Genomic DNA, 19,450 nt, shown 5'->3' with positions numbered 1-19,450 from the left:
CCTCACCCATTATCAGTTCAACGTATGGTTTTCAACTCAACCCTTTTTAAGGTGTTACGTTTATGCCAATTTGGTGATACCATGCACGAGTGGGCCTTAGCGGATGCCATAGTTAGAACTGTCCTCGACTACGCCCAGAGGGAGGGAGCGAAGCGCGTCAAGGCCGTCAAGGTTGTTCTCGGCGAACTGCAGGACGTCGCGGAAGACATAGTGAAGTTCGCGATGGAGCAACTCTTCACGGGCACTGTCGCAGAGGGTGCGGAGATAATCTTTGAAGAAGAGGAAGCGGTTTTTAGGTGCAGGAACTGCGGCCATGAGTGGAAGCTCAAGGAAGTTAAAGATTCCTTCGACGAGCGCATTAAGGAGGACATTCACTTCATCCCCGAGGTTGTGCACGCCTTTCTGGCCTGTCCAAAGTGCGGGAGCCACGACTTTGAGGTGGTCCAGGGTAGGGGCGTTTACGTCGCGGGAATAATGATAGAGAAGGAGGGAGAGGAATGATAGGTATAGACCCGCGCGAGATAGCTATAAGCGCGAGGCTTGAGAAGGTTAAGAGGATTATCCCGGTCGTCAGCGGAAAGGGCGGAGTAGGGAAGTCGCTGGTTTCTACAACGCTGGCTTTAGCTTTGGCCGAGAAAGGCCACAAGGTAGGCCTCCTCGACCTCGACTTCCACGGGGCGAGCGACCACGTCATCCTCGGCTTTGAGCCGAAGGAGTTCCCTGAGGAGGACAAAGGCGTCGTTCCGCATACAGTCCACGGAATTAAGTTCATGACGATAGCCTACTACACCGAGGACAGGCCGACGCCGCTCCGCGGGAAGGAGATAAGCGACGCTCTAATCGAGCTCCTCACAATAACCCGCTGGGACGAGCTGGACTACCTCGTCATTGACATGCCGCCCGGCCTCGGCGACCAGCTCCTCGATGTGCTCCGCTTCCTCAAGAGGGGTGAATTCCTGGTTGTAGCGACGCCCTCAAAGCTCGCCCTCAACGTGGTCAGAAAGCTCGTCCAGCTCCTCCTTGAAGAGAAGCACAGGGTTCTCGGAATCGTTGAAAACATGAAGCTGGACGAGGAAAAGGACGTCGAGGCCTTAGCAAAGGAGTTCGGAATTCCCTACTTAGCGGGGATACCCTTCTACCCTGACCTCGACGCCAGAATAGGAAACGTTGACGAGCTCATGAAGACTGAGTTCGCGGAGAGGATAAAGGAAGTGGCGGGGAAGCTCTGAGCGAAAGGGTTTTCTCCAGTTTTTCAAATTTGTCTAGGGGTCGGGAATGAAGGAAAAAGAACTCATCAAGGAAACAGTTGTCGAGGTCTGCAGAGAATTGGGAATAGGGTTAGAGGATATTATCCTCTTCGGCTCCCGCGCGAGGGGGGATTTTAGAAAGGACAGCGACTGGGATATCCTAATCGTCACCGGGAGAGAGCTTAGCTGGAGGGAGCGCCTCCACCTCAGTGGAGAGATTAGGAAGAGGCTCGCGAAGAGGGGAATGCCCATCGACGTCCTCATAATATCCAGAGAGAAACTTGATAAACTAAAAAACGATCCCGGCTACGTTTACAGCTACGCCCTCTCGGAGGGAATCAGGGTATGAGTTACGAGCGATGGATAAACAAAGGCGAGGACGACCTCAGGCTCGCTGAACTGGCCCTTGAGAACGGAATCTATGATTATGCCGCATTCCACGCCCAGCAAGCAGTTGAGAAGTTCCTGAAGGCTTTTCTTGTGAAGGCAGGCAAACCCGTTCCCAGAACCCACGACATCGCTTACCTGATTGAACTGTGTAAAGAGGTAGACCCATCTTTTGAAAGGCTCTACGACATGAACGCCCACTACCTCTCGGATTTTGCCGTTGAAGTTAGATATCCGGGGTACTATACTGTCCCTAAGGAGATTGCCGCTGAGGCTATAGAAACGGCAAAGAAAGTTCTGGAGTTTGTACTGGATAAAATTTGAGGTGTCCCCTATGAACGCCCTCGAAGAAATCTTTGCGGGAAAGAAAAGGATAGTGATCTGCGGCATTGGCAATGACATCCGCGGGGATGACGCCTTTGGAGTTCTCGTCGCAGAGAGGCTTAAAGAGCTCCTCGACAATCCCAATGTTCTCGTGATAAACTGCGGCGAAGTTCCCGAAAACTACACCGGGAAAATAAAGGAGTTCAATCCGGAACTCGTTGTTTTCGTCGATGCCGTGGACTTCAGAGGAGAAGTCGGTGAATACATAATAGCCGACCCGAAGGGAACGATAGGCGAGGCAGTTTCGACCCACGGCCTTCCGCTGAAGTTCGTCACCGGGTTTATGAAGACGCTCATTAAAGCTGATTTCGTCTTAATAGGCTGTCAGCCAGCTTCAACGGGACTCTTCGAGGAACCGAGCGAGCTGATAAAGGAAAAGGCCGAGAGGCTTGCCGAGTTACTAGCGGGAATCCTGCGCGGTGATGGGTATGATTGAATACGTGTGGCTTGTGGCGGGAATCCTGGGCATTGCATCCGCCATCTTAGACTTGAAAGCGGAAGAGAGCAAGGAGGAGACACTGAAAGACCTCTTCCTCGGCACCGGCTTCTTGCTGTGGTATTTCCGAAGAGACGTTCTCGGCTCTATCTTCATCCTCGCGGCGGTGCTCGTTTACCTGCCCGAGTCCAGGAAGAAATGGATCAGATGGCGGCACGGATGAGAAGAGAAGATTCAAGGCCCCCTGTATTTCCCAATTCTCCCCAAATCCTTCCTCGTGTTCACGTTGAAGAAGCTCTCTCTCCACTTCTCCGGAAGGCTCTCGATTTCGATGTAGCAGGCGTCGCTCTCCCTTATTGCCTGGTTTATCGCATACTGCCCTGCTTTGATATTCTCTTCTAAAAACTCTCTGAACTCCGAAGAATAGGCCGCATGGAGCGGCTCAAGGTAGCCGTTGCCCCATCTCGGAACGCAGGCGGGCTTTTTAGCCGTCTTAAAGCGCTCGACTATGAAGTCAATGAACTCTGGAACGAGGAGCGGCATGTCCCCTGCCACCACGAAGGCATCCCCGAGGGATAAGGCCGTGTAGACACCGCCGATAGGACCTACGAGGAGCTCGTCAACAACCACGCGGTAGCCGAGGGGCTTGAGCTTATCAGCGTTTTCAGGAGAGGCCACTACCACAACCTCATCTATTGAATCAGCTTTTTCGAGCCTCTCAATTGTATAAAGAATCAAAGGCTTTCCGGAAATTTCAAAGAGGAGCTTGTCACCCCCGAAGCGCTTGCCCCTTCCGCCCGCTAAAACGGCACCTATCATTCCTTCTCCTCCCTATCAACGGGAACGTACTCGATGGTGCTTATGTACTTCACATAATCCATCGCCTTCTCGGGGTTCAGCATGTCCCTGAGGAGGTTCTGGAAGTAGTTGTTTTTATCGTAGGCCACTTCGTAGTTGACGACGACATCTAAGTAGCCCGAGTGGAAGTTCTCAGCCTCCTCACGCGTGTAGAGCTCGAAGGAGACGTGGTAGCCGTATTTTTCCTCTATGGGGTCGCGAACCTTCTCAACGAAGTCAGCAATACGGTTGAGCTTGACAGGATCGTATGGCTTGTCTATCACAACGACGACGTCTATCTCCGGAAAGCTCGGATCCTTAAGGTGCCTGCCATAAAAGATTATGGAGAGCAAGTTGTCACCGTAAAACTCCTTTATTCTTCTCACGAGCTCTTCCTTCGCCCTTGTTAGAGTTTCAGCGTCCATCGTTTCACCCCCAGAAAAGGTTGTGAAGAAAGAATAAAAATCAATCGAAGCTCGGCTGGTAGCGGTACTCAACGTGGAGCTTGCTCTCGGAGTCGAGCTTCTCGGCAGCGGAGAGCAGTGTCTTCCTGTCTTTCTCAGGCAGTTTCTCTATCGGTATCTTGAGCACCTGGGAAGGGAGTATGTTGAAGTACCTTGCATCATCCCCTATCCCTAGGGTCTCTTTTATGAGCTTCACGGCCTCTTCGCTGAGCTCGCCCTCCTCCTCTATGATGAGCATGTCGCCGGCGTAGTGGCCTGTAATCCTCGCGGAGTACTCTGGATAGTCTTCGTATTTGAAAATGTAAAGCTTCCAGGGCACTTCAGACACCCGCAGTAACTGGGTACTTTCTCCTGAGTGCCTCACCCCACTCCCTGTATTCATCCACCAAGCGCCAGAACTCGTTCTCAAGGAAGCGCATGGCCACCTTTACCCTGGAGTCCTTTTCCTTGAGGAAGTAACCGGTTATTAGGTCGTGGAGCTTCTCCCTCGGGTTGTCGGGGGCTTCCTCGTAGGCCCTTCCCACAAGTTCAATGAAGTCGTTGAGTACAGCATCCCTGTCGTAGTAGCCGACCACTCTTCTTAGCTCCTCCCTCAGCGTGAGCCAGTAGCGGAGGGGTATTGGCCTGTCGGGTATCTTGAACTTTATCTCGTTCTCCCTGCTCGGCTCCTCTCCCGGTGGAAGGGCTATCCAGTATTCGCCCTTCATCTTCTTCTCTTTGATACCTAGGAGCTGGGCAACTCCGTAGAGTATCTCCTCAGGGCTGGGCGGACAGCCGGGGATGTACATGTCTATGGGCACTATCATCTCGGGCCCGCCGCTCCTGAGCCTGTCCCTTCCGCGCTGGGGGGAGGTGTTGTAGAGGGCGTAGCTGTTGTAGAATATTCCGCCGCTACATGCGCATGTTCCGATGGCAACTACAATCCTCGGCTTGGGTGGCATGGCCTCGTAGGCCTTCTTGAGGGCTATCCTCGTCTGCCTTGTGAGTGGGCCGGTAATGAAGAGCGCATCGGCGTGTCTCGGCGTCGGGACGACCTTGACACCGAGCCTCTCGATGTCGTAGTAAGGGCTGAGGACGTCGAGGACTTCAATGTCACAGCCGTTGCACGAGCCTGCGTCAACGTGATAGACCCAGACGGACTTGAGCTTCTGCTTCCCCATCACTCTTCACCTCCCTTCTTCTTGGGAGCCTTATCGGATTTCTCCACGAGCATGAAAGCCGGATAGACGTTGCCCTCAAGTTCCCTGAGCTTGACGACGGTTCTGCGCATCTTCTCCTCCTGGGTTAGCTTTATTCTGTCTTCCAGAGCGTACATGTCGAAGATTTCCTTCGGGAGAATGTTCCTGACGTACTCTATCTGCCTCTCAGTGAAGTCAAGGTATTCCCCGCATTCCTCACAGTAGGCCAGCTTGTGCTCCACAACTTCGACCAGGTCTTCCTTGTTGTCGGTTGCAACCTCGAAGCGCGTTGTTGGCTCCATCGCACCGGTCGGACAGACCTCTATACAGCGGGCACATCTAATACAGCGCGCTGCGTTGTAGGTGAGCCTCTTGACACCGTGCTCCTTGTCCCACTCCATTATCAGGGCATCGGGCGGGCAGGCGTTGACGCAGGCTCCACAGCCTATGCACTTTTCGGGGTTGATGTGCGGTATTCCTCTGTATTCTGGAGGCTTCTCGATGTCAATAAAAGGATAAGGGGTGGTGACCGGGGCCTTCTTGCTGAACTTCTCGGCCTCGAAGCGATCCCACTTCTTCAGCCTCTCGCTGTAGGCCGGGGCCTCGGCCATCAGAACACCCCCTTGTATTTGATTGATAGCTCGTTGAACTCGGCCTCGGTTAGGACCTTAACCTTGCCCGTCTCGACGTCCACGAACTGCACCCTCTCCGTACAGGAGTAGCACGGGTCAATGCTCGCTATGATAAGTGGTGCATCGGCGACGTGGTAACCCTTGAGCATCTCCGGAACAGCCGGCAGGTTGTTGTAGGTCGGTGCGCGAACCTTCCAGCGGTAGACCTTGTTCTTCTCGCCGGTCATGACGTAGTGAACCACCTCACCGCGATGGGCCTCTGTGAAGCCCAGGGCCTCTTCATACTCTGGCAGGTCGCCTATCGGAACCATTATGTCTCCTTCAGGCATCTGATCGATGAGCTGCTCGACGATCCAGATGCTCTCGAAGAGCTCGTCCATCCTGACGAGAACCCTTGCCAGAACGTCGCCCTCCTTGTAGACCGGAACCTTGAAGTCAACCTCGTTGTAAGCGGTGGCCGTCTTTGTCGCCTGATCGAGCCTTGCGTCAATCTTCCTTCCGCTCGCCCTTGCCGTTGGTCCGAGGACGGAATAGGCCTTGGCGACCTTGTACGGAAGTATTCCCACTCCCTCAGCGCGCTTGATGAAAGTGTTTGTGTTCAGGGCGATGTCTAGGAACTTCTTTGTCTCCTCGCGTATCTGCTTGACGACCTTCAGGACTTCCTCCTTCCTGTAATCGAGGAGGTCTCTCCTGACACCGCCGACGATGTTCATACCGTACTGCTTCCTGTTGCCGGTAAGCCTCTCGACGAGCCACATTACCGGCTCACGAATACGCCATGCGTGCATGAAGCCCGTGTCGTAGCCGACGAGGTGTGCCGCTATACCCACCCAGAGGAGGTGGTTGTGAATCCTCTCAAGCTCAAGGAGGAGGGTTCTGATGTAGCGGGCCCTGTCGGGTATCTCAACATCGGCCAACCTCTCAACGGCCATTGCATAGGAAACCGAGTGCTGGTAGCCACAGATACCGCATATTCTCTCCGCAAGGAAGAGTACCTGGTTGTATGTGAGCCTTCCCTCGCCGGTCTTCTCAATGCCACGGTGGGAGTAGAAACCGCGGTAGTCAACGTCAACTATCTCCTCGCCCTTAACGAAGAGCCTGAAGTGGGCTGGCTCCTCAACGCCCGCATGGACAGGCCCCATGGGGACGAGCGTGGTTCCTTCTGGAGTTTCCCTGTATTCCGTCTTCGGCTCGGTTATCGGCGAGTGCCTGTAGTCCATGTCCTTCCTGAGCGGGTAAACTCCCTCGGGCCAGTCCTCCGGAAGGATGAGCCTCCTCGGGTCGGGATGGCCAACGGGATTGAAGCCGAGTAAGTCCTTGACTTCTCTCTCTATCCAGAGGGCAGCGGGAAGCTTTGCCGCCACGCTCGGAAAGCTTGGGTCGTCGGCGGGCATGTATGCCTTGAGGAAGACCCAGTAGTTCTCGTCCATGTTGAAGGGCTCGACCTGGACGTTGAGGAATGGCATGTAAACGAAGCGACCGCTGAGGGGTCTCTCGTCCGTTCCCACTGCGGTTGAGAGATGGGTCTCCTTGAACTCGGGGTGGTTGTGCCACCAGAGCACCGCCTCGGGGAGAACCTCACGGTCTATTACGAACTGATACTGCCCGTAGGTCATCCTCTTGCATTCCCTTATGTGCTCCTTGAACGCCTCGTAAAATTCCCTAAGGCCCTTTCTTTCGGCCAGTATGCTTTCCACGTCAGCCTTTGAGCAGTGGCCGTTCTCACAGGCCTTGCATTCAAACTCGAAGTGAGCTTCCAAATCCCTTGTCGTTACCATCTTCACCACCCCATAAACGCCATCGCGAGTATTATCAGCCCCGCAAAGAAAGCCCTAGTGTTCATCTTAACGACATGGTCTATCCTGAGCCTTGCGTTAGTGGCTTCGAGTGCCGCTATGATCGGGTAGAACGCTACAGTTAGCAGGAACTGTAAAGCTAGGACGAGTGCCCCCTTCTCAGGCGTGCTGATCGGGCCGAGCCACGGGAGCGTCAGCAGGCTGACGAAGAACCACAGCAGGGCAAAGCGTTTGATGTAGATTGCATAGTAGAAGACACCGAGGAGCCTTCCGCTGTACTCGGTGAGCGGGCCTCCTATTACCTCCTGCTCGGCCTCGGCTATGTCAAAGGGCACGAAGCCGCTCTCGACGTAGAGTGCGTAGGCCAAGAGGATGTAGGTCAGTATGAGCGAGGGCGTCGCGTGGAGGTTCGCTATTATGTCGGCTATGTTGAGTGAACCCGCGTTGTAGGCCAGAACTCCGTAGAGTACGGCTATCAGTGGCTCGACTGTGAGGACTATCTGCATTTCCCTTGCGGAACCGAGGTGACTAAAGGCGTTCTGCACTGTAAGGCCCGCGAGCATGAGGGCAACGCTGACCATCAGGATAACGTAGAAGAACACCACCAGGTTGAAGCCGAAGTCTACTGGGACGACGTTGCCGTAGGGAAGCAGGAGTGCGGCGGATATTGCAGAGGCGAGGGCTATGTAGGGTGCCCAGGTGAAGAACGCCCTCTTGGTGGGTTTAACGGAGGGCATGCCGAAGAGCTTCTGGAGGTCGTACCAGGTCTGGCTGAGCGGTGGCCCGCGCCTGTACTGGAGTCTGGCCTTTACCCTTCTCGCGATACCGTCAAGGTATGGCGGGAGGAAGAGCATTATGATGATACCGGCGAGGCTGAAGCCGAGTTTTACGGCGTCTATCTCCATCTTCCTCACCTCACAGCACCATGAGTATTCCTATGACGGCCCCAACGACGATTAGGGCTATCACCACGAAGGTTCCGAGCCGTATCCCTGGGAGCACATCGTAGGCTATTCTGAGGAACCTGATAAGCGGTTTGAGGACCTCTTCGTCGGCGTTGAGGACCTGGCCCTTCCTGAGGTCGTCGAGAGTCTCAATCCTGGTGTAGGGGGTATCGACTACCTTGACGAAGTAGCTGGCAATCCAGAGGTAGGCCCTCGTTATGTAGTGAATTATCGCCCTTCCAACGCTGTAGAACCAGTCGCCGAAGCGGTAGAAGGAGCCAATCTTCTCCTCATATTTTATGTAGTAGCCCTCGGCATCCACTCTGTACTCGTCCTCGTTCAAAGCGGTTGCTCCGCAGTCCCAGGGCTTTGCCTCCTTACCGAACTCTGGCCTGAAGCTGAGGTAGAGGCCAAACGCAAGGACTGCAACGAGGACTATGAAGAGCACTGGGCTGAAGAGCACCGAATCAAAGCCTATCCTGTAAACGCCGTCCTCTATTGGGGCGTTGAAGACGTTGAGGATTCCGGTTACAGTTCCCGGGAAAATGCCAATCACGAGAGTTAAGCCAGCCAGTATCCACTGACCGACGAGCATCGTTCCGGGAACTTCTCTCACTTCCTCGTACCTCTTCATCTCGCCGCCGAACTGTGTTCCGTAGAACTTGACGAAGGAAGCGAGCGTTGCCGCACTGATAAAAGCAGCCAGAACCGCACCAAATGCCAGCAGGAAGTCCTTGGACTGGTAGCCAGCGACGTAGATGAGCCACTTGCTTATGAAACCGTTGAAAGGTGGAACTCCTGCTATTGCCAGCGAAGCAAAGAGCGCGGCCAGGGCGGTCCACTTCATCTGCTTTCCGAGGCCACCCAGCTCGTTGAGGTCAACCGTTCCTGTTCTGTACTCAACTGCTCCGGCCGAGAGGAAGAGGGAGCTCTTGAATATCGCGTGGTTGAGGGCGTGGAAGAGCCCCGCGAAGGCTCCGAGTGCGCCTATCGCTCCCAGAGCCCCGCCCTTTGGTATGAGGGCCATGCCTATGCCTATTCCGAGCCAGATGTAGCCCATCTGACCGACGCTGTGGTAAGCCAAGAGCCTCTTCGCGTTGGTCTCCCTCAGGGCGTATAGCGTTCCAACGGTGAGGGTTATCGCTCCGAGGAGGGCTATGGCTATTCCCAGGTAGTAACTGGTTCCAACCAGATTCCAAACGAGGGCTATCAGGCCGTAGAGAGCCAGTTTTTCCATTGCACCTGCCATGACAGCTGAGACGCTGGTTGGTGCGGCGCGGTAGGTTTCCGCAACCCAGAACTGGAAGGGCACTATTCCAGCCTTGGTCATGAATGCTATCAGAAGAAGTCCGCCGAAGACTATCTTGGTATGGGCTGGAGCGCTCGCGAGGGCGGTGGCGATGTTGTCGAAGCTGAGATTTTCAAAGCTCCCGACGAGGGAGTAGGCCGTACCGAGGGCAAGGAAGAGCGGTATCGTGTCGAGGAAGTGCATGGTGATGTAGTACTTGACGCTGGCATCCACGTCTCTGGCTTTCTCGCTGAAGAAGACCAGTATAAATGAGCTGAGCGTCATTAACTCCCAGCCCATTACGAAGTATTCCATGCTGTTCACTGTAACGACAAGAGCCATGCTCGCAAGGAAGGTGTTGTATGCTATTGCGTACACCCAGCCCTTGCCGGTCTTTTCAAAGATGTCCATGTAGCTTATGGCGTAGAGAGAAGCCGCGGTTCCAACGATGCCTATTATCAGAAGGAAGACGCTTGAGAGGTTGGTTATGTGGAGCGGGATTCCGTAGAGGTCGATCCTCTGGGGACCGTTTGTGTAGACGTTGTAAACCTCGCCTAGGAGTGCCAGGGAGCCTATCAATGCCATAAAGCTCGACGCCTTTACAGAGGCTTTGTAATCCCTAATGAAGCCGAGCAGGCCACCGATGATGAACGCTCCAAGGGCATATTCTATGAACATCCCACATCACCCCACGAAACCTATCTTCATCACTATGTCCAGGGTGACCCAGGGGGCGACTATGCCTATGAGGATGAGTGTTATCATTACTGCGCACATGAGCTTGGAGGAGTGGACTTCGGTTGATGGTGCCGGTTCTCCAAAGAATATCTCTCTGAACCACAGCAGAGTCACCACGAGGAATATCGCCGCGTCGAAGAGAACCGTTCCAGGGAAGAGCCACGAGGCTATGCCCTGGGCGTGCCTGGTGCTCATGATGGTGAAGGCCTTGCTGAAGAACAAGCCGAGCGGCAGAACTCCAGCCAGTCCAAAGAAGCTGAGGAACCAGCCAATGCTTGCCCATGGGAGGCTTTTTCTGATTCCCTTGATCATCGTGAAGTCCGTGGTTCCAAGGGAGTAGGCGAAAACGCCAACGCTCATGAACGCGAGGGCTTTGACGAAGGCGTGGTTTACGACCTGGTAAACTGCTATCTGGAGGCCCTCAACGTGCCCAAGGAGTGCGTAGGCGAGAGTTATGTACGCAACTCCGGCCTGGGCTATGGTTGAGTAGGCTATGAGCCTCTTGCCGTCCCTCTGGAGCGGGTAGTAGATCATCATCAGGACGATGAGGGCGACTGTGAGGAGACCGAGGAGCCAGAAGTCGTCCTTGCCCGGGTTCATGTACTGGATAACCCTGAAGAGCATGAAGCTCCCGAGCGGGACTATGGAAGCGGCGTGGACGTACGCTGAAGCTGGAACCGGGCCGGCCGTGGCATCTGGAAGCCAGGAGTAGAAGAACAGCTGGGAGCTCATCGTCAGCGCCGCGAATATGAGCAGTGTAAAGGCGGTGTCCTTGGTTGACTGGGCAAGTGAACCCATTTTGGCAAGTTCCTGGCCGTTTCCTAGGATCGCAGTGGCGATTACCATGAGGAGAACCGCGAGGTTGAGGACGAGGAAGCCCTTGAGGGCTTTGCCCCTTGCGTCCCCGTAGAAGTCCACGAGGTAGAGCAGCGCTATCGCCATAAGCTCCAAGGCCACTATAAACTGAACTAAGTTCGTGGAGTATATGAAGACCATAGAAGCACCCGTCAGCAGGCCGAAGAAGGCGTAGAACTTACCTTTCCCCCCTTCCAGCGGGTGGGCTCTGTTCCTTGGTCCCATGTAGTCAGCCGCGTAGAGAACCAGCAGGAACGCTATCAGCAGGGACGTGAAGCCCATGAGAACTGAGGCGACGTCAACGTTGAGGCCGAGGACCTCACCGAGGTTGCCCCCGCTGGCGTAAGCGTAATGGTAGACCTTCTCGGCCCCTCCCTGGAAGAAGTCGTAGGTTCCGTAGGCGTTGATAAGGAGAGCAATGCCGATTATAGTCGAGGCCACTGCGTCAGCGGCTCTGCCCTCAAGTTTGAAGAGTAACAGTAGCAGGAAAGGAAGCAGGGCCGATGCGAGGAAGATTTCTCCGTTCACCTTTCATCACCCGTTGGTTTTTAACCCTTGGTTTCTTTGCAAAAATAATATCAGAGGATGAGGTAGGCTTCTTCGCCCTCACCCTTCTCCGCTGAGCTCTTGAGGTTGGCGACTATCTTCCCCTCCCTGTTCCAGAGCACCTCGTTTATCTCGCCGAACTTAAGGGCCTCAGTTGGGCAGGCGGATACACAGGCCGGGAGAAGGCCCTCCTCCCTCCTGTCGGCACAGAGGTCGCACTTGTCCATGATCTTGTTCTCCTCGTCCAGCTTGGGAACTCCGAAGGGACAGGCAACGGCACACATGAGACAGCCGATACACTTGAGCGGGTCGAAGGCAACCGCCCCGTCCTCGTCCCTGAAGAGTGCTCCAGTTGGGCAGACGTTGAGACACGGTGCCTTTTCACAGTGGCGGCAGTTGAACGGAACCGTGAAGAGGTCTGGGAACTCGAAGACCTTGATCCTTGCCTCGCCGTGGGTCATTTCACAGGCCACTTCACAGGCCTTACAGCCAATGCAGCGCTTATAATCGAGGAAGATCTTCTTGTGGGCCATCTCAACCACCTCACTCCTCCACCTTCTCGACCTTAGCGGCGACGGCCTTCAGCTCGGCCATCTTGGTCTTCTCGTTTATTTCGTCCAGCGTGAGGAAATTGGCCTGCCAGTGCCATGGCATCGCTATGACCCCTTCCCTGATGTGCTCGGTGACCTCTGCCCTAACGAGAATGCTTCCGCGCCTCGTTGAGACCTTCACGAGATCGCCGCTCTTTATGCCAAGTGTCTTGGCGTCCTTCGGGTTGATCATGACGTACTCCTCGGGCCAGCGCTTCTGCAGGCTCGGGCTCTCAAAGGACATGGTTCCCGTGTGCCAGTGTCCAACGAGTCTGAAGTTGGTGAGCCAGAACGGATACTCCTCGTCAGGCATCTCCGGTGGCTCGCGCCAGTCCACCGGCTGAAGGTGGGCCTTTCCGTCGGGCGTCTTGAAGCCATTCTTGAAGAGAATCTTGGTGCCTTCGCCAGGCTCGCTGCAGGGGAAGAAGCATCCTTCGGGGTGCTCCGCGAGATACTCCGGCGTTGCCCCCTTGAAAACGGGTATAACCTTATTGATTTCCCTGAGTACCTCGTCCGGGTGTTCGTATTTGAAGTACTCACCCAGGCCTAGCTCCTTGGCAAGCTCCACGATGATGAGCCAGTCAGGCTTGGCCTCTCCCGGTGCTTCTGCTGCCTTGTAGGTTCTCTGAACTCTTCTTTCAGCGCTTATTGCAGTTCCAGTCTTCTCGAACCAGGCAGCAGCCGGAAGAACTATGTCCGCGTACATGGCCGTCTCAGTAAGGAATATGTCCTGAACAACGAGGAAGTCGAGCTTCTTGAGCTGTTCCCTCACCCACCCACTGTTGGGCATTGACTTGGCGATGTTGCCGCCAACGATGTACATCATGCGTATCTTGTTGCCTATCTCCCTGACCATCGTTGTCAGGTCGAGGCCAATCCAGTCGGGAATCGGGAAGCCCCATAGCCTCTCAAGCTCCTCCCTCGCTGCCTCATCCGTGACGAGTTTCCCGGTCGGGAGCTTGTTTGGAGCTATACCGCTCATGGCGGCACAGAAACCGCACTGCGCTCCGGGGAAGACACCGCTCCAGACGCCCTCCTTGCCGATGTTACCGGTTATCGCTATGAGGTTGGCTATGGCAATGGCAGTGTTCAGACCGTTAACGTGCTGGTTCATACCCTCATTGACGAGGAAAGCAGTTCTCTTCGTTGCGATAAGCCTCGCAACCTTCCTTATCTCCTCGGCCGGGACACCGCTTATCTTCTCGGCCCACTCAGGGGTGTAATCCTTGACCGACTCCTTGAGCCCTTCAAACCCGGTAGTTCTCTCCTGGACGAACTCTTTGTCGTAGAGCTCCTCGGTTATAACCACGTTAAGCATGGCGAGCGCTATTGCCAGGTCCGTTCCCGGATAGGGCTTGAGGTGGAGCGAGGCGTACTTGTGACCCCTAGTTGAGCGCGGGTCAATAACAACCATCTCGGCACCGTTGTCAAGGGCCTTTTCGATGTACTGCCCGAAGAGAACCGGAGCCGTCTCGGCCGGGTTGTGACCCCATATGACTATCAGCTCAGCCTTGGCTATGTCCTCGAAGGGGTTTGTGGCAGCGGCACTTCCAAACACCATGGTCCTTGCGGGGCTATTCGAGTACTGGCAGTACCGTCCAGGGAAGTCGAGGTGGTTGGTTCCTATAGCCTTGGAAAGCTTGTGGACGAGGTAGTTCTCCTCAAGGGTTATCTTTTCGCTCCCGAGGAAGGCTATCGCCTCCGGGCCGTAGGTTTCCTTTATCTCCCTAATCTTGCTGGCGATTATCTTGTAGGCCTCTTCCCAGCTTATCTCCTCGAACTTTCCTTCACCCTTCTCGCCGACGCGCCTGAGGGGCTTCTTAAGCCTCTTCGGACTGTTGATGAACTGGTAGGAAGCTACTCCCTTGGGGCAGAGCTTACCCCTGTTTGCTATCGTTGGATGGTCGTAGTCGAACTCTATTCTCCTGATGTATCCGTTGGCACTGACCGCGTAGAAACGGCAGCCCACGGAACACCATGGGCATACAACAGGTACTAACTTCTCTGCCATGGGCATCACCCTTGTAATGACTGACCAGTCATTAACATTGGTGAACAATGCCTTATATAGTTTTTTTGAACAGAGAAATCCATGCAGTTAAACAAATTCAAAGATGTTAAACAAAATTATACGCTGGCCGAGAGCTTGAGGTGGTGTATTACAGCAGAGATGACCTTCTTCAGGTAGTGTTCCCTGGAGAAGCCCAGGCAATCCCCGGCATGGAGGTAGTGCATAAGGGAAGCCAGAAACATCTGGAACGCTATGAGAGCGTCCTCAAAGCCCACTTTAACGTAAGCAGTTATTCTCCTAGCCCCCTCACGGAGAAGTTCGGAGCAGGACTGACTGTAAATCTCGTTGAGGCTCTTCATCCTTCTCCTCACAGAAAGCATGTGGAAGAATATATCAGCTCGATAGTTCTCGGAGTAAAAGTCGAGGAACTCCTTCCCGAGCTGGAGGAGGTAACTCTCAAGGGTGGGGTAGCTGAGGGTTATGTAAGGGTCATTTAAAGATGGCATGGCCATTATCGGCATAACCTCGAAGGCAAGCTCCTTGATAAGGTCGTCTTTACTCTTGAAATAGAGGTAAAAAGTGCCTTTAGCAACGCCCGCTTTGGCCACTATCTCATCCACGGTAGTCTTGTCAAAGCCTTTCTTTGCAAAAAGCTCCATTGCCGCCGAGACGAGCTTTTCCCGCGTCTTCCCAGGAGACTTGGTGGACATCTGACACACCTGACCATCTGGTCATTAACTACTGGACATCTATGGGCAAAGGAGGATTTAAGCTTTTCCATGGGATGGAGAGAAAACCAGAGAGTTGAAAAATAGGACAATTAAGGGTTCGATTAGAGAACAGCCGAGATTATCTCCTCGTCTATCTCCGCGGCCTTCCCTCAGTTCTCATGGAACCATCCTTCACCATCTGCCTCGTCATTTCCTCCATGGAAAAATTATCTGACTGACCAGTCAGAGCAAGAAATATAAATCCCTTTCTTTAACCTTCGGTTGATAGCTATGGCCCTGATGTTAGCAGGCAGGGTCGTTGAGGTCAGGGGCAACAAGGCTATAGTCGATGTCGAAGGTCAGCTCAAGGAAGCTAAGCTCGACTTTATAAGCGATGTCAAGCCAGGCGACTATGTTACAATATACTACGGCATAGTCCTTGAGAAGGTGAGCGAAGAAGAGGCCAGGGAAACGCTGGAGCACTGCTCCTACCACAAGGGAGCAAAGGTCGAGATGAAGTTCTCGCTGGTTGAAAACCTGAGGTTTTAGAAAGGCTAAATAACAACCGTTGGTATTTCTGGACGGTGAGAGAGATGTGTCTCGCAACGGTTGCGAAGGTGCTTGAGGTGAACCCCGAGAAGGGAACCGCATGGGTTGACTTCGGGGGAGTTAAGAGAGAGGCCAGGATAGACCTGATGCCCGACGTTAAAGTTGGAGAATACGTCCTGATACACACGGGCTTCATTATCGAGCGCGTTGACGAAAAGACAGCCAAAGAAATCCTGAACGCGTGGGAAGAAGTCTTCAAGGTCGAAGAGGACGCGATAGGCGGCTACTACTACCCGGGTGATTGAGATGACTGTTGAGGAAGTCGTCCAGCCCTACAGGGATAAGAGGATAGCCCAAAAGCTCGTGGAGAAAATCAAAGAAGAGGCAAAGACCTTAGACGGCGAGATAAGGATAATGCACGTCTGCGGCACTCATGAAGATACCATAACCCGCTCGGGAATACGCTCCCTTTTGCCCGAGAACGTTAAGGTCGTGAGCGGGCCCGGCTGTCCCGTCTGTATCACCCCCGTCGAGGACATAGTGGCTATGCAGCTCATCATGAAGAAAGCAAGGGAAGAGGGCGAGGAGATAATCCTGACCACCTTCGGGGACATGTACAAGATTCCGACACCTATGGGGAGCTTCGCCGACCTAAAGAGCGAGGGCTTTGACGTGAGAATAGTTTACTCCATCTTCGACACCTACAGGATAGCGAAGGAGAACCCTGACAAGACCGTCGTCCACTTCAGCCCGGGCTTCGAAACCACAACCGCGCCAACGGCAGGGATGATAAACGCCGTCATAAACGAGGGTCTTGAGAACTTCAAGATATATTCCGTCCACAGGCTCACGCCCCAGGGAATAGAGGTCCTCATAAAGCAGAAGAGCAGGATAGATGCGCTCATAGATGCCGGCCACGTTTCGACGATAATCGGCGTTAAGGGCTGGGAGTTCCTGAGCGAGAAGTATGGAATCCCGCAGGTCGTAGCGGGCTTCGAGCCGAACGACGTTCTAATAGCCATCCTCCTCTTAATCAGAATGTACAAGGAAGGCGACGCGCGAGTGGTGAACGAGTACAAGAGGGCAGTTAGGTACGAGGGAAACGTGGTCGCGCAGAGGCTTATAAACAAGTACTTCAAGGTCGTGGATGCCAAGTGGCGCGCCTTAGGTGTCTTCCCGGGGACGGGCCTTGAACTGAGAGACGAGTGGAAGGAACTCGACATCAAGAACCTCTACAAGGTTGAGGTGCCGAAGAACCTGCCCGACCTCGAAAAGGGCTGTCTCTGCGGTGCAGTGCTGAGGGGACTGGCGCTCCCAACCGACTGCCCGCACTTCGGCAAGACCTGCACGCCGAGGCATCCCGTTGGCCCGTGCATGGTGTCCTACGAGGGAACCTGCCAGATATTCTACAAGTACGGCGTCTTGTTCTAACACCAAAGGTTCAAAACTCCCCTATCGTTTTCAACTTTTGGTTTTGGAAACCTATAAAGCCTCCGATTGCAAAGGAGGGACAGGTGAGAGGATGAAGGCGTACCACCTTCACGTTCAGGGAATAGTCCAGGCCGTTGGATTCAGGCCCTTCGTTTACAGAATAGCTCACGAGCACAACCTCAAGGGCTACGTCAAGAACCTCGGAGATGCGGGAGTTGAGATAGTGGTTGAGGGCAGGGAAGAGGATATAGAGGCCTTTCTCAGGGACCTATACCGCAAGAAGCCGCCGCTCGCGAGGATCGATAATGTTGAGAAGAGGGAAATCCCGCCCCAGGGTTTCCCGGAATTCTACATCGAGAGAAGCTCGAAGGGTGGAAAGGGAGGCGACTCCATAATCCCGCCCGACATAGCTATATGCGACGACTGCCTGAGGGAGCTTTTTGACCCAACAAACAAGCGCTACATGTATCCGTTCATCGTCTGCACCAACTGCGGGCCAAGGTTCACGATAATTGAAGACCTCCCCTACGATCGCGAGAACACGACCATGAGAGAGTTCCCCATGTGCGACTTCTGCAGGAGCGAGTACGAAGACCCTCTCAACAGGCGCTATCATGCCGAGCCGACGGCCTGTCCCGTCTGCGGGCCGAGTTACCGCTTATACACGAGCGATGGAGAAGAGTTAACAGGCGACCCGCTGAGGAAGGCGGCCGAGCTTATAGACAAAGGCTACATAGTGGCCATTAAAGGCATCGGTGGGATTCATTTAGCGTGCGACGCAACCAACGAAGAGGTAGTAGCTGAACTCAGGAGGAGAACCTTCAGGCCACAGAAGCCCTTCGCGATAATGGCCGACTCCCTTGAGACTGTTAAGAGCTTCGCCTACGTGAGCAGGGAAGAGGAAGAAGAACTAACCAGCTACAGGAGGCCGATAATAACGCTCCGCAAGAAGGAACCCTTCCCCCTGCCCGAGAACCTCGCGCCGGGGCTCCACACCATCGGAGTCATGCTCCCCTACGCGGGAACACATTACATACTCTTCCACTGGAGCAAGACTAAAGTCTACGTGATGACCTCAGCGAACTACCCCGGAATGCCCATGGTCAAGGACAACGAGAGGGCCTTCGAGGAGCTTAAAGAGATGGCCGACTACCTTCTCCTGCACAACAGGAAGATACTCAACAGGGCGGACGACAGCGTTGTTCGCTTTGTGGACGGGAAGAGGGCCGTGATAAGGAGGAGCAGGGGCTTTGTGCCGTTGCCGGTAGAGATTCCCTTCGATTACCGCGGTTTGGCCGTTGGGGCAGAGCTGATGAATGCATTTGGCGTTGCAAAGAACGGAAAGGTTTACCCGAGCCAGTACATAGGCAACACCGGGAAGCTCGAAGTCCTTGAGTTCATGCGCGAGGCAATAGCGCACTTCAGGAAGATTCTCCGCGTCAAGGACTTTGACTTAATCATCTCCGACCTCCACCCGGGCTACAACACGACGAAGCTGGCTATGGAGCTGGCTAACGAGCTTGACGTTGAGCTCCTCCAGGTTCAGCACCACTACGCCCACATAGCGAGCGTTCTGGCGGAGAAGAACCTTGAATCGGCAGTTGGGATTGCCCTCGACGGAGTTGGCTACGGAACTGACGGAAACGTCTGGGGCGGTGAGGTTCTCTATCTGAGTTATGAGGACGTCGAAAGGCTGGCCCACATAGATTACTACCCGCTCCCCGGCGGGGATTTAGCGAGCTACTACCCGCTGAGGGCGTTGATGGGGATTCTGAGCAAGGTCTACTCAATCGAGGAGCTTGGGGAGATAATAGGGCACTGCTGTCCCAAAGCTGCCGAGAGCCTCAAGTACGGAAAGGTCGAGTTCAGCGTTATCCTCAACCAGCTCGCCAAGGGCGTAAACACGGCCTATGCCTCCTCGACTGGGAGGGTTCTAGATTCCTTAGCGGTTCTGCTCAACGTCGCCTACAGGAGGCACTACGAGGGCGAACCGGCGATGAAGCTTGAGAGCTTTGCGATGAAGGGCAAGAACGACCTGAAGTTCGAAGTTCCCGTCGAGGGCGAGGTGATAAAGGTGGAAGAGCTGTTCCTTCAAGCCCTTGATGCAATCGAGAAAGCGTCTCCGGCGGACATAGCGTATTCAGCCCACCTGGCTCTCGCGAGGGCCTTCGCGAACGTTGCCATAGATAAAGCCAAGGAGTTCGGCGTGAAGGACGTTGCCATAAGCGGCGGCGTAGCCTACAACGAGCTCATCGTGAAGACAATAAGAAAGGCTGTTGAAGCATCTGGACTGAGGTTTCAAGTTACGACAGAAGTTCCGCGCGGAGACAACGGGATAAACGTCGGCCAGGCCTTCCTCGGTGGCCTCTACCTTGAGGGCTACCTGAGCAGAGAGGATTTGACACTATAAAGTTTAAGTTTGGAACG

At 54.3% G+C, this 19,450-nt stretch carries 22 protein-coding genes; 10 read left to right on the top strand and 12 right to left on the bottom strand.

Annotated features, from left to right (window positions below; translation table 11 throughout):
• Positions 1–81: 81 nt before the first annotated feature.
• The 6 genes from hypA to A3K92_RS08125 are packed head-to-tail and all read left to right on the top strand — an operon-like array spanning position 82 to position 2,677.
• On the top strand, positions 82–501 hold the full coding sequence (hypA, locus tag A3K92_RS08150) for a hydrogenase nickel incorporation protein HypA (RefSeq protein WP_088885784.1): 420 nt from the start codon (positions 82–84) through the stop codon (positions 499–501).
• On the top strand, positions 498–1,229 hold the full coding sequence (locus A3K92_RS08145; protein WP_088885783.1) for an Mrp/NBP35 family ATP-binding protein: 732 nt from the start codon (positions 498–500) through the stop codon (positions 1,227–1,229). The genes hypA and A3K92_RS08145 overlap by 4 nt, the downstream gene beginning before the upstream one ends.
• Before the next feature lie 46 nt (positions 1,230–1,275).
• The gene (locus tag A3K92_RS08140; RefSeq protein WP_088885782.1) at positions 1,276–1,596 is read left to right on the top strand and encodes a nucleotidyltransferase domain-containing protein; all 321 of its coding nucleotides are present in this window, start codon (positions 1,276–1,278) and stop codon (positions 1,594–1,596) included.
• The gene (locus tag A3K92_RS08135; RefSeq protein ID WP_088885781.1) at positions 1,593–1,958 is read left to right on the top strand and encodes a HEPN domain-containing protein; all 366 of its coding nucleotides are present in this window, start codon (positions 1,593–1,595) and stop codon (positions 1,956–1,958) included. The genes A3K92_RS08140 and A3K92_RS08135 overlap by 4 nt, the downstream gene beginning before the upstream one ends.
• Before the next feature lie 10 nt (positions 1,959–1,968).
• The gene (locus A3K92_RS08130) at positions 1,969–2,454 is read left to right on the top strand and encodes a hydrogenase 3 maturation endopeptidase HyCI (RefSeq protein WP_088885780.1); all 486 of its coding nucleotides are present in this window, start codon (positions 1,969–1,971) and stop codon (positions 2,452–2,454) included.
• A complete protein-coding gene (locus tag A3K92_RS08125; RefSeq protein ID WP_157722447.1) occupies positions 2,441–2,677 on the top strand; it encodes a hypothetical protein in 237 nt (78 codons plus the stop codon). The genes A3K92_RS08130 and A3K92_RS08125 overlap by 14 nt, the downstream gene beginning before the upstream one ends.
• Positions 2,678–2,688: 11 nt before the next feature.
• Here the strand turns inward: A3K92_RS08125 and mobA are convergent, their stop codons facing one another.
• From mobA to A3K92_RS08065, 12 genes are all read right to left on the bottom strand, one after another.
• A complete protein-coding gene (gene mobA, locus A3K92_RS08120; protein ID WP_088885778.1) occupies positions 2,689–3,273 on the bottom strand; it encodes a molybdenum cofactor guanylyltransferase MobA in 585 nt (194 codons plus the stop codon).
• Complete coding sequence (locus A3K92_RS08115) at positions 3,270–3,716, bottom strand: nucleotidyltransferase (protein ID WP_088885777.1); 447 nt, start codon at positions 3,714–3,716, stop codon at positions 3,270–3,272. Before A3K92_RS08115 ends, mobA begins: the two co-directional genes overlap by 4 nt.
• Positions 3,717–3,756: 40 nt before the next feature.
• Positions 3,757–4,074 carry a hypothetical protein gene (locus tag A3K92_RS08110; protein ID WP_232460865.1) on the bottom strand — a complete coding sequence of 106 codons (318 nt, stop codon included), beginning with the start codon at positions 4,072–4,074 and terminating at the stop codon, positions 3,757–3,759.
• A 1-nt stretch (position 4,075) separates the two neighbouring features.
• Positions 4,076–4,915, bottom strand: coding sequence for an NADH-quinone oxidoreductase subunit B family protein (locus A3K92_RS08105; protein WP_088885775.1), 840 nt, complete (start codon positions 4,913–4,915; stop codon positions 4,076–4,078).
• Complete coding sequence (locus tag A3K92_RS08100; protein ID WP_088885774.1) at positions 4,915–5,544, bottom strand: 4Fe-4S binding protein; 630 nt, start codon at positions 5,542–5,544, stop codon at positions 4,915–4,917. Before A3K92_RS08100 ends, A3K92_RS08105 begins: the two co-directional genes overlap by 1 nt.
• Positions 5,544–7,343: a hydrogenase large subunit gene (locus tag A3K92_RS08095; protein WP_088885773.1), complete on the bottom strand. Its 1,800-nt coding sequence runs from the start codon at positions 7,341–7,343 to the stop codon at positions 5,544–5,546. Before A3K92_RS08095 ends, A3K92_RS08100 begins: the two co-directional genes overlap by 1 nt.
• 2 nt (positions 7,344–7,345) lie before the next feature.
• Complete coding sequence (locus tag A3K92_RS08090; protein ID WP_088885772.1) at positions 7,346–8,266, bottom strand: respiratory chain complex I subunit 1 family protein; 921 nt, start codon at positions 8,264–8,266, stop codon at positions 7,346–7,348.
• A gap of 10 nt (positions 8,267–8,276) precedes the next feature.
• Positions 8,277–10,271, bottom strand: a complete 1,995-nt coding sequence (locus A3K92_RS08085; protein ID WP_088885771.1) for a proton-conducting transporter transmembrane domain-containing protein — start codon at positions 10,269–10,271, stop codon at positions 8,277–8,279.
• A gap of 6 nt (positions 10,272–10,277) precedes the next feature.
• Positions 10,278–11,714, bottom strand: coding sequence for a hydrogenase 4 subunit D (locus tag A3K92_RS08080; RefSeq protein ID WP_088885770.1), 1,437 nt, complete (start codon positions 11,712–11,714; stop codon positions 10,278–10,280).
• A gap of 50 nt (positions 11,715–11,764) precedes the next feature.
• Positions 11,765–12,265 (bottom strand): 4Fe-4S dicluster domain-containing protein, encoded by a 501-nt coding sequence (locus A3K92_RS08075; RefSeq protein ID WP_088885769.1) that lies wholly within the window; start codon positions 12,263–12,265, stop codon positions 11,765–11,767.
• A gap of 10 nt (positions 12,266–12,275) precedes the next feature.
• Positions 12,276–14,339, bottom strand: coding sequence for a formate dehydrogenase subunit alpha (gene fdhF, locus A3K92_RS08070; protein WP_232460864.1), 2,064 nt, complete (start codon positions 14,337–14,339; stop codon positions 12,276–12,278).
• A gap of 110 nt (positions 14,340–14,449) precedes the next feature.
• Positions 14,450–15,043 carry a TetR/AcrR family transcriptional regulator gene (locus A3K92_RS08065; protein ID WP_088885767.1) on the bottom strand — a complete coding sequence of 198 codons (594 nt, stop codon included), beginning with the start codon at positions 15,041–15,043 and terminating at the stop codon, positions 14,450–14,452.
• A gap of 291 nt (positions 15,044–15,334) precedes the next feature.
• Between A3K92_RS08065 and A3K92_RS08060 the strand changes: the two genes are divergently transcribed.
• The 4 genes from A3K92_RS08060 to hypF all read left to right on the top strand — a co-directional run bounded on the left by A3K92_RS08060 (position 15,335) and on the right by hypF (position 19,433).
• A complete protein-coding gene (locus A3K92_RS08060; RefSeq protein ID WP_088885766.1) occupies positions 15,335–15,592 on the top strand; it encodes a HypC/HybG/HupF family hydrogenase formation chaperone in 258 nt (85 codons plus the stop codon).
• Positions 15,593–15,636: 44 nt separating this feature from the next.
• Positions 15,637–15,897 (top strand): HypC/HybG/HupF family hydrogenase formation chaperone, encoded by a 261-nt coding sequence (locus tag A3K92_RS08055; RefSeq protein WP_088885765.1) that lies wholly within the window; start codon positions 15,637–15,639, stop codon positions 15,895–15,897.
• Between the two features lies 1 nt (position 15,898).
• On the top strand, positions 15,899–17,023 hold the full coding sequence (gene hypD / locus A3K92_RS08050) for a hydrogenase formation protein HypD (RefSeq protein ID WP_088885764.1): 1,125 nt from the start codon (positions 15,899–15,901) through the stop codon (positions 17,021–17,023).
• A 91-nt stretch (positions 17,024–17,114) separates the two neighbouring features.
• A complete protein-coding gene (gene hypF, locus A3K92_RS08045) occupies positions 17,115–19,433 on the top strand; it encodes a carbamoyltransferase HypF (protein WP_088885763.1) in 2,319 nt (772 codons plus the stop codon).
• The last annotated feature ends 17 nt before the right edge of the window (positions 19,434–19,450 follow it).

This window comes from Thermococcus gorgonarius (assembly GCF_002214385.1).
In the GTDB taxonomy this organism is placed as follows: Archaea; Methanobacteriota_B; Thermococci; order Thermococcales; family Thermococcaceae; genus Thermococcus; species Thermococcus gorgonarius.
This window is presented reverse-complemented; position numbering and strand designations above follow the sequence as displayed.